Raw genomic sequence first — 13,295 nt, forward strand, 5'->3', positions numbered from 1 at the left:
CCTCGTATTGAGCTTAAAATCTTCCGTTTATTTTTTCAATGGCATTTTCAGTCCAGAGTGTTAATCTTCCAGCCATTGTTCCTGGTGCAATGTGTATTGCGCTTAAATCGTTAGCTGTAATTACATCTACACCTGCGAGGTTTCTTGATGCAGTAATTGCTTCACATGCATCGCCTACAACAACCAAAACACTTTTTGGTTTTATGTATTTTCTTCCTCTTAATTTTCCCCTTCCTGCTCTAATTTTAACGCCGTCTTTAGCTCTTTCTAAGTCAGCATCTAATTTTAAAGTTTTGAAAACTTCTAAAACTTCTTTTGTTTTAACAAGGCTCTCAAATTCTGCGTTAACAACCAAAGGTAATGAAGGAACACCTTCAATTTTGTGGCCTCTTGCTGAAACGATTTCAGGGTTTGCTGAAGCTGCAATAGCACTTGCTAATGCTTTTAATTTTTCTTTTCTGTTTATTCTTTCGAATAAGATTTTTTCAACTTTAGGAGGGTGAGCTCTTCTTCCACCAACTGCTTGGGGTACGAATGCACCAGCACCTTGTGCGGTTCTTCTAACTCTAGCTTTACCGTGTCCTTTTCCGATTGATTTTGCTGAAGTTCTGTATCCTGCAAATGCATCGCAACCTTTTGGTTGTAATTTTGCGGTTAATGATGAGATTACTGCCCTTTTAATTAAATCAGGCCTGTATTCTGCTTCAAATACAGCGGGTAATTCAATATCTCCCTTTTCAGAACCATCTAAATTGTAAACTTTAACATTCATAATTTAACACCTGCTCGTGTTTTTGAGTAATTAGTTTCCTTGTTTGGATTCTGTACTGATGTAAGCAATTTCAGGTAAGCCGAATTTGTCTTCAGCAGCTCTTACAGATCCTCTTAAAACTACTAATCTTTTTGCAGGACCTTGAACAGTTCCCTTAACTACAACGTAGCCGTTTTTAACAGCACCGTAGTTTAAGAATCCGCCTTTAGGTGTAATTTCAGCGCCTTCGCTGCCTAATTTTAAGATTCTTTTGTTGTATTCAGTTCTTTGGTGGAAACCCATTTGACCAGGTAATGGTACAGTCCACATAACTCTTCTAGGTCTCCATGGACCGATTGAACCTGTGTGTCTACCAACACCTTTTCTTTGGTGTTTTCCAAATTGAACTTTGATTCCCCATCTTTTAACTGATCCTTGGAATCCTTTACCTTTTGTAATTGCTAAGGTATCGATAATTTCGCCAGCTTCGAAAACATCGCTAATTGCGAGTGTTTTGCCTAAGATTTCTTTAGCGTAAGCTAATCTTTCAGCAACTGATGATCCACCGATTCTAATTTCAACAACTTCAGGTTTTTTCTTTGGTATTCCTGTAGTTTTTGGGTTTGTGTGAACAATAGCTCTTACTTCTGTAGCTTTTTCTAAAACTGCGTCTAAAGCATCAACAGTTTTTTTCTCTTCTTTTTTAGCTAAAGTTAATTTTCTTCCTAAGTCGCTGTCTAACTGTTCAGCCCATACTTCAGTTAATGCTTTTAACCCTTTGGTTGTTTTTTCGTAGAGTCTGATTCCTGCTACGGTAACGTCCGGTGTTTCTAATACAGTTACAGGTGTGAATACTTCCTGACTGCTGTTTGGACTTTTAGGGTTGTTTTCGATCAATAAAGCATGTGTTGTTCCTGCTTTGTATACAGGGAATGCTTGGAGCCCTACTTTTTTATCTGCAGGCCATGATCTGATTTTAGGAACTAATTTCTTAGCTCTTTTTCTTGGGCTAAATGCTAGGGAACCTCTACGAGGTCTATTTTTTTTCATACCCATAGTATAACCTCCTATGATAGTTAACTAGAATTCCCGTGTTTTATTCGCGTAGAACTAGTCGTTTTTTGAAGTGTTTGTTAAGTTTTTTTTAAAAACAAAGCAACCTATTAATGGCTCGCGCCTTTTCAGGTCTTCCACATAGTTGCCTACAAACATTAATCATTACAATATATATAGTTAACTCCACAACTGACTAAATCAGTATTTATTTTAAAAAAGAAATATTTTTAGTTATTATTGTATTTACGTAACAAAACAGGGTGATATTGTGAAAAATAGTTCTTATCTACTCGAATTCTTTGAAAAAAAGAATGAAACAAGGGAAAAAATTTTGAAGATTTCAAGGGAAATTGTAAAGGATTCAGGATTAATTATTCGAAAAACACAGAAAGGGGAAACGGTAGATTTTTCAGATATTGAAGAAAAATTAAAGAAATTAAAAAATTATTCAGAAAATCACTTTGAATTCCAAAAATATCGTGGAACGCCAGAACAAGAGTATGTAGAAGCAAGAGTTTACTATTCTGTAATTTTTGAAAATAAAATTTTGGAGTTTTCCGATTTTGAAAGTACTTTAGAAGAAAACTATATTTTGGGATTGTGCGATGTTATCGGCGAACTTAGAAGAATAACTCTTGAATCGATTCGAAAAGATGAAAAAACAAAAGCAGAACTTTATTTTGAATATATGAATAAAATTTATGACTTTTTAATGGAATTTGATAATTACCACGTAATTGATGGACTTAGGAGAAAACAAGACGTTTCAAGAAGTTTGATCGAAAAAACACATGGGGATATAGTTAACTTCAATGAAAACCTGAAACTTAGAATAGAACTTTCAAAATTTAATAAATAATCTTTTTTAATTAATTATATATCTAAATATACAAATTAATTTTCCCAAAATAGAAAAAAGTAGGGCAGCGGGGATTCGAACCCCGGACCACTCGGTTATCAGCCGAGCACTCTAACCAGGCTGAGCCACTGCCCTAATTTCCAATGCTTTTCGAAGCAAAATGAAATAAGGTGTTTTCATATATAAACTTTTCTACAAGTATTACATTTGAATGTATTTCAAACCAAAAGTAATAATTACCAATTGCAGGCATATAATGTAAATGTTAAACGATGGTAGAGGTAGATTATGGCACTATTTGGTCTTAAAGATACACACACGGCACTTTTGGCATACCTATTAGGCTTTGTTTCGGGAATAATTGTATTACTCCTTGAAAAAGAAAGTAGTTTTGTAAAATTCCACGCAATGCAGTCTACAATTGCATTTGGAGCAATATTCATTTTAAATATCATTTCTGGTTATATTCCCATTGTTGGCGGTATTTTAGGCAATCTTTTAAGTTTAATTGGATTAATAATCTGGATTGTAGGCATGATAAAAGCATACCAAGGCGAAAGATACAAATTCCCTATAATTGGAGATATTGCAGAAAAACAAATTTAATTTTTTTATTTTTTTAATTTATTATAGATCAAATTCTTTTAAAGCTTCAGGCATTTTTTGAATGATTTCATAAATTTGCGTATCGGGGCTTGGTTTTACAAGTTCTCCTAATTTTCTATTTAGTTTACATCCAAGTATTCCTGCTTTTTCTGTTTTAAATCCACATGCAATCAATGAAGAAGTAATTCCTGTCAGGGTATCTCCAGTTCCTCCAATGCATTCCATTGCTTCAAATTTTGGATATTCAACAGTATCTACAATATTTCCTTCATTTACAATATGGTCTTTACTTCCCTTTACAACCATATTTTTTGGCATTTTTTGTGTATATGCCATTTTGATTAGTTTTGGAATTTCTTGGTCGTCAATTTCTGAAATAAATCCCCTTACATATGCAGGGTGGGATGAATTTTCATCTGCTAAAAATGCGAGCTCTCCAACATCAGGGAAAAACATGTGAAATTTATCCCCAATTCCTGCAGCTTTTCCAGCATACATTCCACCTGCATCACCAATGACGTTTTTTGAGAAATCAACTTTAATAATTTCAGATATTTTTGGTTTTATGTAGTGGATAATTGTCAAATCATCATTAATTTCATGCAGTTCTTCGTAAATTTTTAAACTTCCATCTCCTTCCCCAATATCTCCCGCAGTAATGAATTTTAATTCATCTTCTTTTCCAAAATATTCCAACGTTTTAAACGCCGCACCCAAAAGAGCGCAGGTTCCCATAGATATTGGAAGTTCTTTATTTTTTATTTCAAAAGTATCTTTATTTAATTTGACAGGACCTTTGATAAGTTCCATTCCTTTTATCGGTACAGCACCTGCAATAATCATTTTGTACCCTCTAATGCAATTGTTTTCGCTTTTTCAAAAGCTTTATTGAGTGTGTATGCACACAGCGTGTATCCTAAATTTTTTGGAGTATCTTCTTCAGGTATTTTTAGAATATTCTTCCCTTTTAGTTTTAAATTTAGGTAAGGAACATCTGGACAGCCCCCTCCAGACACGTTTACAATTTTTCCAACTTTATCAATTGTAATTTTCATGTTTCCGGATCTTACAAGAGTAAATCCATCAATTTCTTTTACTTTCACAAGATTCAGAGGTTCCATCGAAGCGTCATCTAATGATATGAATTTAACTGCATTTAAGTTATTTTTTTCAAGTTCCCGTTTAATTCCCATTTCTTCTACAAGGTCATATTCAACTGCTAAATCACAACCTTCCCTTACTTCCTGAGGCGGAGCTACAACTTTTACAGAATAATTTTTTAAAATTCTTTCTGCAGATATGGCCTCTTTTACATTTTTAAATAATATTAATCCATTTCCCTTTTTTTCTTCTTTTTTGGGATTTAGAATTGTGTTTAATTTATTGAAAATCGAAGACATGAATGCCACCAAGTTGAGCTAATTTTTCAAAAAAATAGTAGAAATTAATTATATTTAGTGATTATGCTAAAATTGACAGAACAAATGGAGCTACCCACATGTGGAATACTACTGCACCAACTGCTAAACCAAGTACGTATGCCATAGCAGTTTGGTTTCCTTCTCCTGCCATCACGTAGTTTCTAAATGGACATCCACCTTGAATAATTGAGAGGAATCCAACTCCAAAACCACCAATGATTGTAACTATGAAGTGTGCACCAAAGCCTAAGCTTCCTGCAGCATCTCCGGGAATTGCTGTGAGTCCTTTTGTTGCAATCCATGGGAATAATGGAAGCATTCCAATAACATTGAATATAACTGCACCAAGTATGGCTCCTCCGACAAATCCGAGTAAACCTTTAACTAACCATGTATCTTTCATGAGGTAGTAATCCCTGATACCTCCACAAAAGCACATTGATGATCTCTGTCCTAAGTATCCTAAAAGAATACCAAATGCCAAAGTGGCAATTGCAGGTACGTAACTCATCATTTCACCTTTTTTTCCTTAATTATGCCTTTTTTAGATATACTTCAGTAGAAACGATTACTCCGGCAGCAATACCTAAAATACCGAGTAAACCAAATAAATCTCCGTAAGCGGTTCTTAAACCCATTCTAACTGGGCAACCACCCATTAAAAGTGCAAAGTTGAGTACTAAAAATCCAAGTATGAATCCAGTAACTAAACCATGGGTTTTTCTAATTTTGAAATCTTTGTGAACAATTGCACCAATTAGTGCACCGATTAATAAACCAACAACAGTTAACAAAGGAATTAATTTTGATACTGGAGCCATTCCTAATGTGGTTCCAGCAACGCTATTTACGATCCAGTTCACAAGGTCTCTCGTGTGGCATGCAACACAGAGTCCGTATGCTGGAGGCGGACTTACTTTAAAGATAACTTCCAAGAGTATTGCGGAAAAACCTGCGATAAGGCCAGTCTGCAATGGTGAAACTTTCATTTAGTCACCCCTATTTCTTTAATATAGTGTTTTATATTAGATATTTTGATATGCATTTAGTCAAAACATAATTTTTTCTGGATAATAACGTATTTATAACTATTTATTAAGTAATCTAATAATATTTAGTTAAATTAACAAAAGTATATGGGTTTAAATATGAATATATTGTTAGATTATTAAGGACATAATTAATGAGGGGTTAAATTGTCGTCTTTAATATTAAATGATAAAAAAATAACATTTCTGTGTATATTTTGCGTGGTTTTAGGAATTCCCTTTTTATCAACGTTTAAACTTGTTCCTGAAGAAAAACATATTTCTGATTTAAATGAAGGTGATTATGTAAAAATAACTGCTAGAATACAGAAATTGGATGTACAAAAAAATGAATATCTCGAAGTTACTGGCATAAAATCTATTAAATTAATGGATGAAACCGCAGGCGATCTTTTAGTATATTTTCCAGGGGATAAATCGGATGAATTTTTAAAAATTATTCTAAAAACAACTCCGCGAATAAAAGAAGGAGATATTGTATCAGTTAGCGGAAAAATTCAAATTTACAACGGGCGTTATGAAATAGTTTTAAACGATCCAAATGATTTTGAATTAATCAAAAAAGTGAATTTTGAACGGGATATCTTTCTTTCAAAATACAAAACAAATTATTATGCATCCAAAAACAGTAATGTGTACCACACTTTTGAAGATTGTCCGTACGGGGAGAAAATAAGCGAAAAAATTTATTTTAAAATTGAAGATGATGCGAAAATTTTAGAGTATGAAAAATGCAGTTACTGTGAAGAAAGGGATTAAATGATTAATAATTTATTCTTTTTAATTTTTGGAACATTTACTGGCACAATTACAGGATTAATCCCTGGAATTCATCCAAATACGCTTATTCCCATTTCTATAATTTTATATCCTTATTTTGGAAGCAGTAATTATTTTAGTTTTTTAATCGGGCTTTTAATTTCACACTATTTTTTAAATTACATTCCTTCCGCATTTATCGGGGTTCCTGACGACGAATCTGCAGTAGCAGCGGTTCCAATGCACAATTTAACGATTTTGGGAAGGGGCTACGAAGCAGTAGTTCTGGCAGGTTTTGGAGCATTTTTTGGAATAATCTGTTCAATATTCCTATTTTTGATAATTTCCAGAATAAATATTGATTTTCAAAGTTTTTATTCATATTTAAAACCATTTCTTCCATATATTTTGATGTTATTTCTTTTAATTTCAGTTATTTTTTCAAAAAATCGGGTCTGGACTACTTTAATAATTTTATTTTCAGGAATTTTGGGAATTATTGTATTTTATAAAAATCCCAGTTTTGATTATTCTTTAACCGTGATATTTACAGGAATGTTTGGAATTCCGCTTTTATTTGAAAATTTAACTAAAAAAGAACTCAAAAGCCAGTTTATCAGTTTTCCTGAACTAAAATTGTCGTATCTAAAATCTGCAGTTTTTGGAACTTTTGGCGGATTTTTAAGGATATTTATTCCGGCAACCGGTGGCGCACAGATTAATTATTTTTTAAGTAAATTGATAAAAGAAGAAAATATCGAAAATTTTATAATTTCACAAGGTTCAATAACTCTTTCAAACGAGCTTTTTTCCATTTTGGCACTCATGATGATTGGAACTGGAAGAAGCGGAATTTCAGAAGCTATAAGAACTTTAAAAATAGAATACACTCAGTCAGAACTTTTTTCAAGCGTACTTATTGCAACAGGTATTTCTTTTCTGAGTTTAACCGTGATTTCAAAATATTTCTTACAAAACATTAATAAATTTGATTACGGGCTAATTTCAAAAGTTTTGATAGTTTTTTGCACGATTTTAGTTTTAATTCTTTCTTTTAAAGCTTATTTGATTTATCACGTTGTAATATATTTAATATCAATCTCAATCGGAGTTTTATGTGTTAAAAACAGGGTAAATCTATCAAACATGATGGGTGTATTAATATTCCCAACAATTCTTTATTTTTTAAAAATTTAAAAAAGAGTTATTCAATAAGATAGAAGTAATCTTCAAGCCAGCTTACATTTCCATATTCTGGATTTTTTGAGTCTAAAAACATTAATATTTCATTTACTATATTTTCTGGACCTTTTTCACTGCAGTCTATTTCAAAAATCTTTGATTCGTCGTTTTTTTCAATAGATTCTATTAAGCAGACATCTAAAAGTTCTGCTTCAACATTTTCCTTTACTTTTTTTGGAAGATATTTTCGAGATTCCAGCCGGTTTTTAATTAACAATGGATTTGCTCGAAGTACAACAATGTAATCAGGATTTAAATAGTGGCTGACGTGCCCATCCAGTATTATATCTTCTGTTTTAATTGAACGGATATATTCATTTAATTTATCGAAATCAACAACATAAGAATCCATTTCAACATCTTTTTCCAGATAAAATCCTTCTTTCGAAACTATTTCAGTAATGTTTATGCAAGCGATATCTTTACCCTTTAATTGTAATTTTTCAAAGAGGAGTTTTGATACAGTAGACTTTCCAACTCCGGGAGTTCCCGTGATTGCTATTATTATAATTTCACCTATTCTTCAACTTCGTGAACAGGTTCTTCTGAAACGTATTTATCCATTTCAACGTCTGATTTTATTGCAAGAATCGTGTTTTCTCCAACTCTTCCAAGGCTGTAATCGAGTGTTTCGAGGTATTTTTTAAAATCGTTAAATTCTTTTATAATTGCTTCTATTGGCACTTCTTCAAGGTTAATCAATATAACATCGTGTTCTACTATATTTTTAATGTATTCAAAGTCTTGTGGCGATTTAATTCTTGTGGTAAGGACTCTTGGATAGATTTTATGTTTTATAACTTGCACTTTGTTTTCAGAAGTATCTTCCTGTATTGGGATTTTTTCAGACTCTTTGATTTCGTATGCTGAATATTCTTGGCCTATTACAACATATTCTTCGTCTTGTACTGGAACCTGGGTTGGCAACTCTTTATTTCCCACAAATATTCTTTTTATTTTTTTAAACATGATATTCCTCCGCCGTGGCTCATGTGCCTGAATACATGGATTTATAATACATTTATATAATGAAGTTATTTATCTTTTTTGATTAAATTTTTCTGTTTTATTAATTTTAAATAATATATGTCCAATAAAGTGATTAAAAAGTACATAATAATTCAAAATACGGTTTAAATGGCACTTTTGAATAATTGAGATAATAAATCAAGTTTAAACAATGGGTTTTGAAAAGCAGGTATTAATTTATAAATACTATTTCAAGTAATTCTTTTACCAATAATATTAAAATAATGTTTTATTATACGTACCAATTTAATATTGATGTTACAAAGAACGAATTTAACCAAATCGCGAAAAAACGGAGGAATAATAATGTTTTTAACTCTTGACGACTTTGAATTGGAAGGAAAAACGGTTGCATTGAGAGTTGACATTAATAGCCCTATTGATGTTAATACTGGAGATATTTTAGATGATACAAGGATTAAGGCATGTAGTGATACGATAAAAAGTCTTTCAGAAAAGGGAGCAAAGGTAGTTATTTTAGCACACCAGAGCAGACCTGGAAAAAAAGATTTCACGACCCTCGAAGCTCACGCGAAAAAACTATCCGAAGTATTAAATATGGAAGTTACACACGTAGATGGATTAATCTGCGCGTCTGCACGTGAAGCAATTCTTGCAATGGATAATGGAGAAATAATACTTCTTGAAAACGTAAGGCTTCTTGCAGAAGAAGTTTTATCTGATTGGAAGTCTTGGGAAGAAATTACTCCAGAAAAACAGGCTAAAACAGTTATGATTAAGAAATTACATCCTTTTTTCGATTATTTTGTTAACGATGCATTTGCAGCAGCTCACAGGGCTCAACCTTCTCTTGTTGGATTTTCTTACTATGTTCCAATGTTATGTGGAAGGGTTATGGAAAAAGAATTATTTACACTTACGAAAGTTCTTAAAAACCCTGAAAGACCTTGTGTATTTGCGCTTGGTGGTGCAAAAGCTGACGACAGCATCGAAGTATTAAAAAATGTGCTTGAGAAACAGACTGCAGATCAGGTTTTAACAAGTGGAGTAGTTGCAAATATCTTTTTAGTTGCAAAAGGTTACAAAATCGGCCCAAACGAAAATGTAATTGCAGATATGGGTTATACCAACCAGATAGAAATTGCAAAAGAGTTAATTTCAAAATATGGGGATAAAATTGTGGTTCCAATCGATGCAGCATTAAATGTCGATGGTGAACGGGTTGAAAAAGAACTCGACTTAAACGAAGAAATAACTTACCCTATTCACGACATGGGCGAAAAAACCATGAAACTATACGAAGAAATTTTAAAAGATGCAAAAACGGTTGTTGCAAACGGACCTGCTGGAGTTTTCGAAAATAAAAATTTCTTAAAAGGAACAGAAGAACTTTTAAAAAGCACTGCAAATTCAAAAGGCTTTTCGGTTATCGGTGGAGGACACCTCTCAGCAGCTGCCGAAGTTGTAGGGTTAGCAGGAAAAATGGACCACATCAGCACTGGTGGCGGTGCATGTATCGAATTTTTAGCTGGTAAAAAACTCCCTGTAATTGAAATGCTGTCAAAATCTTACGAAAAACATAAACTTTAACTTCAAAATAAAAGTCGTAATGAATCGGGTTTGTTTTTTAAAATTCGGTTCAAATCAATATTTATGGAAAGTTATATATAAGAATCAACTTACTATTTTATTATTAAAATAGTTTTTTCGGACATTATAGAACAGATAGGCGATTTTATGGATTTAAGCAAGCTCGCTGATGAACTCAGAAACTTTGAAGGCGTTACAAGAAAAAAAGAAATCAAAAATGTTGTTAATAATTTTAATTTTCAGGAAGATTATGACTTTGATATTGTTGTAGATTTTGGGGATGATGCAGCAATAATTGGAATCGACGACGAAAATGCAGTTTTACTCGCGGCAGATGGAATCTGGGGAAAATTACTTGAAGCAGACCCATTTTGGGCAGGATACTGCGCAGTTTTAGTAAATGCAAATGATATTGCCGCAATGGGCGGGAGATCTATTGGAATGACAAATATTATAGGTATAAAAGACTGCGATAAAGGAAAAGATCTGTTAAAGGGCCTTAAAGAAGGGGTCAGTAAATTTGGAATACCTGTCCTCGGAGGCCACACGCACCCTGATGCACAGTGCAATGTTTTAGATATTTCAATTACAGGAATTGTAAAACGAGACCATGTTTTAAGGAGCGATGCTGCAAAAACTGGTGACAAAATCGTCTTCGCATATGATTTGGATGGAAAAATCCATGAAAAATTTAATTTAAACTGGGATACTACTTCAATGAAATCTAAAAAATACGTTAGAGACCAGTTAAAAGTTCTCGAAATAATCGGTGAAGAACACCTTGCAAACTCATGTAAGGATATAAGTAATCCGGGCGGACTTGGGACTTTAGGAATGCTTTTAGAAGTTTCAAAAAAAGGTGCAATGGTGGATGTAAGTAAAATCCCTGTTCCAGAAGATATTTCATTAAACCACTGGCTTAAAATGTATCCTGGAAGCGGTTTTGTATTTACCGCGCCTGAAAACAAAACAAAAGAATTAATCGAAAAACTTGAATTTGCAGGAATCGAATCTGCAGTCTGCGGTGAAGTTAAAAATGATAAAAAATTCATGATAACTGACGGGACCGAAAAAACAATGTTTTTTGACTTTGATACAGAATACATCTGCGGCTGTTAAGGGATATGCATGAAAATGATGATAGATGGTGTATTTTACAACCCTGAGAAAATAGATTTTGAAAACGTTCTTCAAAAACTTGTTGAAATTTTGGGCGAAGATTTAAAAGTTCTTTCGCTTGAATTTCCAGAATTTGCGGCAATTTACGAACCTGATTGTTATTACAGGTCGGGTTTTTGTCTTGACAAGGAAATTGATGAAGAATTAAGCATTGAAGAATTAGCAAAAATTAAGGAAGAGATAATAGCAGCATTTCCAGAAGACACTATTGTCTACAGCCTTATGTGTGAAATTTTATGAATAAATTAAAATCAGACGAAGTAAAAGCTTTTTATGAAAATTGGGACGTTTCAAAGTATCCTAATTACTTAAAACTTTTAATGGAGTTTGAAGAAAACCTTATTTTTAAGATAATTTCAGAAGATGACTTTTTTAAATCTTTATCCAAATCCCACAAAAATACTAAAATACTCGATTGCGGTTGCGGTTTTGGTTCATTTTACAACTTAACAAAAGATTTTGATACGGTTTACCTTGATTTTTCGCTGAATCTTTTAAAAAAATTTAAAATTGAAAAAAATAAAATCTGTGCAAATATTGAAAATTTACCATTTAAGAATGGTATTTTTGATTTAATCTTGTGCATCAATGTTTTAGAGCATGTTAATTTTGAAAAAGCAGTTTTTGAAGTAAAACGTGTTTTAAAAACAAATGGAAGAGCTTATTTTATTGTAGTAAATGCCGATTCAATAATCAATGATGAAATATTTGTTGACTGGAAAATACCTCATAATTTAATTTCAAAATCCGATTTTATTGATAATGAATCCCCTGATTTCAAAATAGAGTATATAAAATCATTTTATTTTTTACATCCATTCTTTAAGCTGTTTCCAAAACTTATTTTAAAAAGAATAATAGATTTATTTTTTAAAAATGACGAAAAGATTTCAAAGGTTTTGAAATTTAAAGGACAGTTTTTAATTTGCAAAATGGTGAAAAAATGATCTGCTGTCTTGGGCCAAGGGGAAGTTACAGCGAAAAAGCTGCTGTTACATTTTCAAAAGCGATAAATGATAGTGAAATCCAGTTCGAAGATTCAATTTATAATGTTTTCAAGGCAGTTGAAACCAATCCTGAATTTTTTGGGGTAGTTCCATCTGAAAATTCAATTGGCGGTTCAGTATCGATTACACAAGACCTTCTTTTGGAATTTCCCGTAAAAATTCTCGGTGAAGTGGATATTTCGATAAACCACTGTTTAATTGGCTACGATATCAAAAAAGTAACCGAAGTTTTAGCTCATCCTCAGGCACTAGCACAGTGTGGACATTACATTACAAAAAATAACTGGAATATAATGCCTGTTGACAGCAACGCAAAAGCTGCAAAAATTGTTTCAGAGAAAAAAGACGAGAAACTTGCAGCAATCTGCGGTGTTGAAAATGCAGAAATTTATGAATTAAACGTCCTTGATGAAAACATTCAAGATTACAAAAATAATACAACAAGATTTTTTTTAATCTGCAATAAAAAAAAGGATTTTAAAACTGATTTAAAACCAAATAAGGTATCCCTTGTAATTGAAATAAATAAAAACATGCCTGGAGCATTTTATGAAGTTTTGGGCGTATTTAAATATCGAAATGTTAATTTAACAAGAATTGAATCAAGACCTTCTAAAAAAGAAATTGGAAATTATGTATTTTACATAGATTACGAATATTATGATGACAATTCTGCGCTACTTAGAGATCTTCGGTTTTGGGCATTAAATGTAATCGAACTTGGAAATTATTTTGTGGTATAACAACAGAATATGGCGAAAGAAATTAATTTATCCATTTACATAT

Annotated in this window: 17 protein-coding genes and 1 tRNA gene; 9 read left to right on the forward strand and 9 right to left on the reverse strand. The window is 32.4% G+C overall.

Annotated elements, in window-relative coordinates; genetic code table 11:
- Positions 1–13: 13 nt before the first annotated feature.
- Positions 14–772 carry a 50S ribosomal protein L4 gene (rpl4p, locus tag MMJJ_RS06420; protein ID WP_011171488.1) on the reverse strand — a complete coding sequence of 253 codons (759 nt, stop codon included), beginning with the start codon at positions 770–772 and terminating at the stop codon, positions 14–16.
- 30 nt (positions 773–802) lie between these two features.
- Positions 803–1,807 carry a 50S ribosomal protein L3 gene (locus MMJJ_RS06425; RefSeq protein WP_011171487.1) on the reverse strand — a complete coding sequence of 335 codons (1,005 nt, stop codon included), beginning with the start codon at positions 1,805–1,807 and terminating at the stop codon, positions 803–805.
- 268 nt (positions 1,808–2,075) lie between these two features.
- On the opposite strand from MMJJ_RS06425, the gene MMJJ_RS06430 reads away from it, so the two are divergent.
- Positions 2,076–2,666: a translin family protein gene (locus tag MMJJ_RS06430; RefSeq protein WP_104838140.1), complete on the forward strand. Its 591-nt coding sequence runs from the start codon at positions 2,076–2,078 to the stop codon at positions 2,664–2,666.
- A gap of 60 nt (positions 2,667–2,726) precedes the next feature.
- On the opposite strand, the gene MMJJ_RS06435 is transcribed toward MMJJ_RS06430, so the two are convergent.
- Positions 2,727–2,801 (reverse strand) — tRNA-Ile (locus tag MMJJ_RS06435).
- A 153-nt stretch (positions 2,802–2,954) separates the two neighbouring features.
- On the opposite strand from MMJJ_RS06435, the gene MMJJ_RS06440 reads away from it, so the two are divergent.
- Positions 2,955–3,272: a DUF4870 domain-containing protein gene (locus MMJJ_RS06440; protein WP_013999856.1), complete on the forward strand. Its 318-nt coding sequence runs from the start codon at positions 2,955–2,957 to the stop codon at positions 3,270–3,272.
- Between the two features lie 21 nt (positions 3,273–3,293).
- Here MMJJ_RS06440 and MMJJ_RS06445 read toward each other — a convergent pair whose 3' ends face one another.
- The 4 genes from MMJJ_RS06445 to MMJJ_RS06460 form a co-directional block, all read right to left on the reverse strand.
- A complete protein-coding gene (locus MMJJ_RS06445) occupies positions 3,294–4,115 on the reverse strand; it encodes an NAD(P)H-hydrate dehydratase (RefSeq protein WP_104838141.1) in 822 nt (273 codons plus the stop codon).
- Positions 4,112–4,672, reverse strand: coding sequence for a DUF3343 domain-containing protein (locus MMJJ_RS06450; RefSeq protein WP_104838142.1), 561 nt, complete (start codon positions 4,670–4,672; stop codon positions 4,112–4,114). Before MMJJ_RS06450 ends, MMJJ_RS06445 begins: the two co-directional genes overlap by 4 nt.
- Positions 4,673–4,733: 61 nt before the next feature.
- The gene (locus MMJJ_RS06455) at positions 4,734–5,204 is read right to left on the reverse strand and encodes a YeeE/YedE thiosulfate transporter family protein (RefSeq protein ID WP_011171482.1); all 471 of its coding nucleotides are present in this window, start codon (positions 5,202–5,204) and stop codon (positions 4,734–4,736) included.
- 22 nt (positions 5,205–5,226) lie between these two features.
- Positions 5,227–5,682, reverse strand: coding sequence for a cytochrome c (locus MMJJ_RS06460; protein WP_011171481.1), 456 nt, complete (start codon positions 5,680–5,682; stop codon positions 5,227–5,229).
- 207 nt (positions 5,683–5,889) lie between these two features.
- Here MMJJ_RS06460 and MMJJ_RS06465 point away from each other — a divergent pair, with 207 nt between their 5' ends.
- Positions 5,890–6,501: a hypothetical protein gene (locus MMJJ_RS06465; protein WP_104838143.1), complete on the forward strand. Its 612-nt coding sequence runs from the start codon at positions 5,890–5,892 to the stop codon at positions 6,499–6,501.
- A complete protein-coding gene (locus MMJJ_RS06470) occupies positions 6,502–7,698 on the forward strand; it encodes a tripartite tricarboxylate transporter permease (protein ID WP_104838144.1) in 1,197 nt (398 codons plus the stop codon).
- Between the two features lie 7 nt (positions 7,699–7,705).
- Here MMJJ_RS06470 and MMJJ_RS06475 read toward each other — a convergent pair whose 3' ends face one another.
- A complete protein-coding gene (locus MMJJ_RS06475; RefSeq protein WP_104838145.1) occupies positions 7,706–8,251 on the reverse strand; it encodes an adenylate kinase family protein in 546 nt (181 codons plus the stop codon).
- Positions 8,252–8,259: 8 nt separating this feature from the next.
- Positions 8,260–8,712, reverse strand: coding sequence for a hypothetical protein (locus MMJJ_RS06480; protein WP_011171477.1), 453 nt, complete (start codon positions 8,710–8,712; stop codon positions 8,260–8,262).
- Between the two features lie 366 nt (positions 8,713–9,078).
- Here MMJJ_RS06480 and MMJJ_RS06485 point away from each other — a divergent pair, with 366 nt between their 5' ends.
- From MMJJ_RS06485 to pheA, 5 genes are all read left to right on the forward strand, one after another.
- The gene (locus tag MMJJ_RS06485; protein WP_013999848.1) at positions 9,079–10,323 is read left to right on the forward strand and encodes a phosphoglycerate kinase; all 1,245 of its coding nucleotides are present in this window, start codon (positions 9,079–9,081) and stop codon (positions 10,321–10,323) included.
- Between the two features lie 147 nt (positions 10,324–10,470).
- Complete coding sequence (locus MMJJ_RS06490) at positions 10,471–11,442, forward strand: methanogenesis marker 2 protein (RefSeq protein ID WP_104838146.1); 972 nt, start codon at positions 10,471–10,473, stop codon at positions 11,440–11,442.
- Positions 11,443–11,451: 9 nt separating this feature from the next.
- On the forward strand, positions 11,452–11,742 hold the full coding sequence (locus tag MMJJ_RS06495) for a hypothetical protein (protein WP_104838147.1): 291 nt from the start codon (positions 11,452–11,454) through the stop codon (positions 11,740–11,742).
- Complete coding sequence (locus MMJJ_RS06500) at positions 11,739–12,449, forward strand: class I SAM-dependent methyltransferase (RefSeq protein ID WP_104838148.1); 711 nt, start codon at positions 11,739–11,741, stop codon at positions 12,447–12,449. Before MMJJ_RS06495 ends, MMJJ_RS06500 begins: the two co-directional genes overlap by 4 nt.
- Entirely contained in the window at positions 12,446–13,252 is an 807-nt protein-coding gene (gene pheA / locus MMJJ_RS06505) for a prephenate dehydratase (RefSeq protein WP_104838149.1), read from the forward strand. Before MMJJ_RS06500 ends, pheA begins: the two co-directional genes overlap by 4 nt.
- Positions 13,253–13,295: the final 43 nt, after the last annotated feature.

This window comes from Methanococcus maripaludis (assembly GCF_002945325.1).
In the GTDB taxonomy this organism is placed as follows: domain Archaea; phylum AGJL01; class Methanococci; order Methanococcales; family Methanococcaceae; genus Methanococcus; species Methanococcus maripaludis.

What these genes read in the sequence shown, in the direction of transcription:
- rpl4p (WP_011171488.1), bottom strand. Translation starts at nt 772, where the DNA reads ATGAATGTTAAAGTTTACAATTTAGATGGTTCTGAAAAGGGAGATATT.
- MMJJ_RS06425 (WP_011171487.1), bottom strand. Translation starts at nt 1,807, where the DNA reads ATGGGTATGAAAAAAAATAGACCTCGTAGAGGTTCCCTAGCATTTAGC.
- MMJJ_RS06440 (WP_013999856.1), top strand. Translation starts at nt 2,955, where the DNA reads ATGGCACTATTTGGTCTTAAAGATACACACACGGCACTTTTGGCATAC.
- MMJJ_RS06445 (WP_104838141.1), bottom strand. Translation starts at nt 4,115, where the DNA reads ATGATTATTGCAGGTGCTGTACCGATAAAAGGAATGGAACTTATCAAA.
- MMJJ_RS06450 (WP_104838142.1), bottom strand. Translation starts at nt 4,672, where the DNA reads ATGTCTTCGATTTTCAATAAATTAAACACAATTCTAAATCCCAAAAAA.
- MMJJ_RS06455 (WP_011171482.1), bottom strand. Translation starts at nt 5,204, where the DNA reads ATGAGTTACGTACCTGCAATTGCCACTTTGGCATTTGGTATTCTTTTA.
- MMJJ_RS06460 (WP_011171481.1), bottom strand. Translation starts at nt 5,682, where the DNA reads ATGAAAGTTTCACCATTGCAGACTGGCCTTATCGCAGGTTTTTCCGCA.
- MMJJ_RS06470 (WP_104838144.1), top strand. Translation starts at nt 6,502, where the DNA reads ATGATTAATAATTTATTCTTTTTAATTTTTGGAACATTTACTGGCACA.
- MMJJ_RS06480 (WP_011171477.1), bottom strand. Translation starts at nt 8,712, where the DNA reads ATGTTTAAAAAAATAAAAAGAATATTTGTGGGAAATAAAGAGTTGCCA.
- MMJJ_RS06485 (WP_013999848.1), top strand. Translation starts at nt 9,079, where the DNA reads ATGTTTTTAACTCTTGACGACTTTGAATTGGAAGGAAAAACGGTTGCA.
- MMJJ_RS06490 (WP_104838146.1), top strand. Translation starts at nt 10,471, where the DNA reads ATGGATTTAAGCAAGCTCGCTGATGAACTCAGAAACTTTGAAGGCGTT.
- MMJJ_RS06495 (WP_104838147.1), top strand. Translation starts at nt 11,452, where the DNA reads ATGAAAATGATGATAGATGGTGTATTTTACAACCCTGAGAAAATAGAT.
- MMJJ_RS06500 (WP_104838148.1), top strand. Translation starts at nt 11,739, where the DNA reads ATGAATAAATTAAAATCAGACGAAGTAAAAGCTTTTTATGAAAATTGG.
- pheA (WP_104838149.1), top strand. Translation starts at nt 12,446, where the DNA reads ATGATCTGCTGTCTTGGGCCAAGGGGAAGTTACAGCGAAAAAGCTGCT.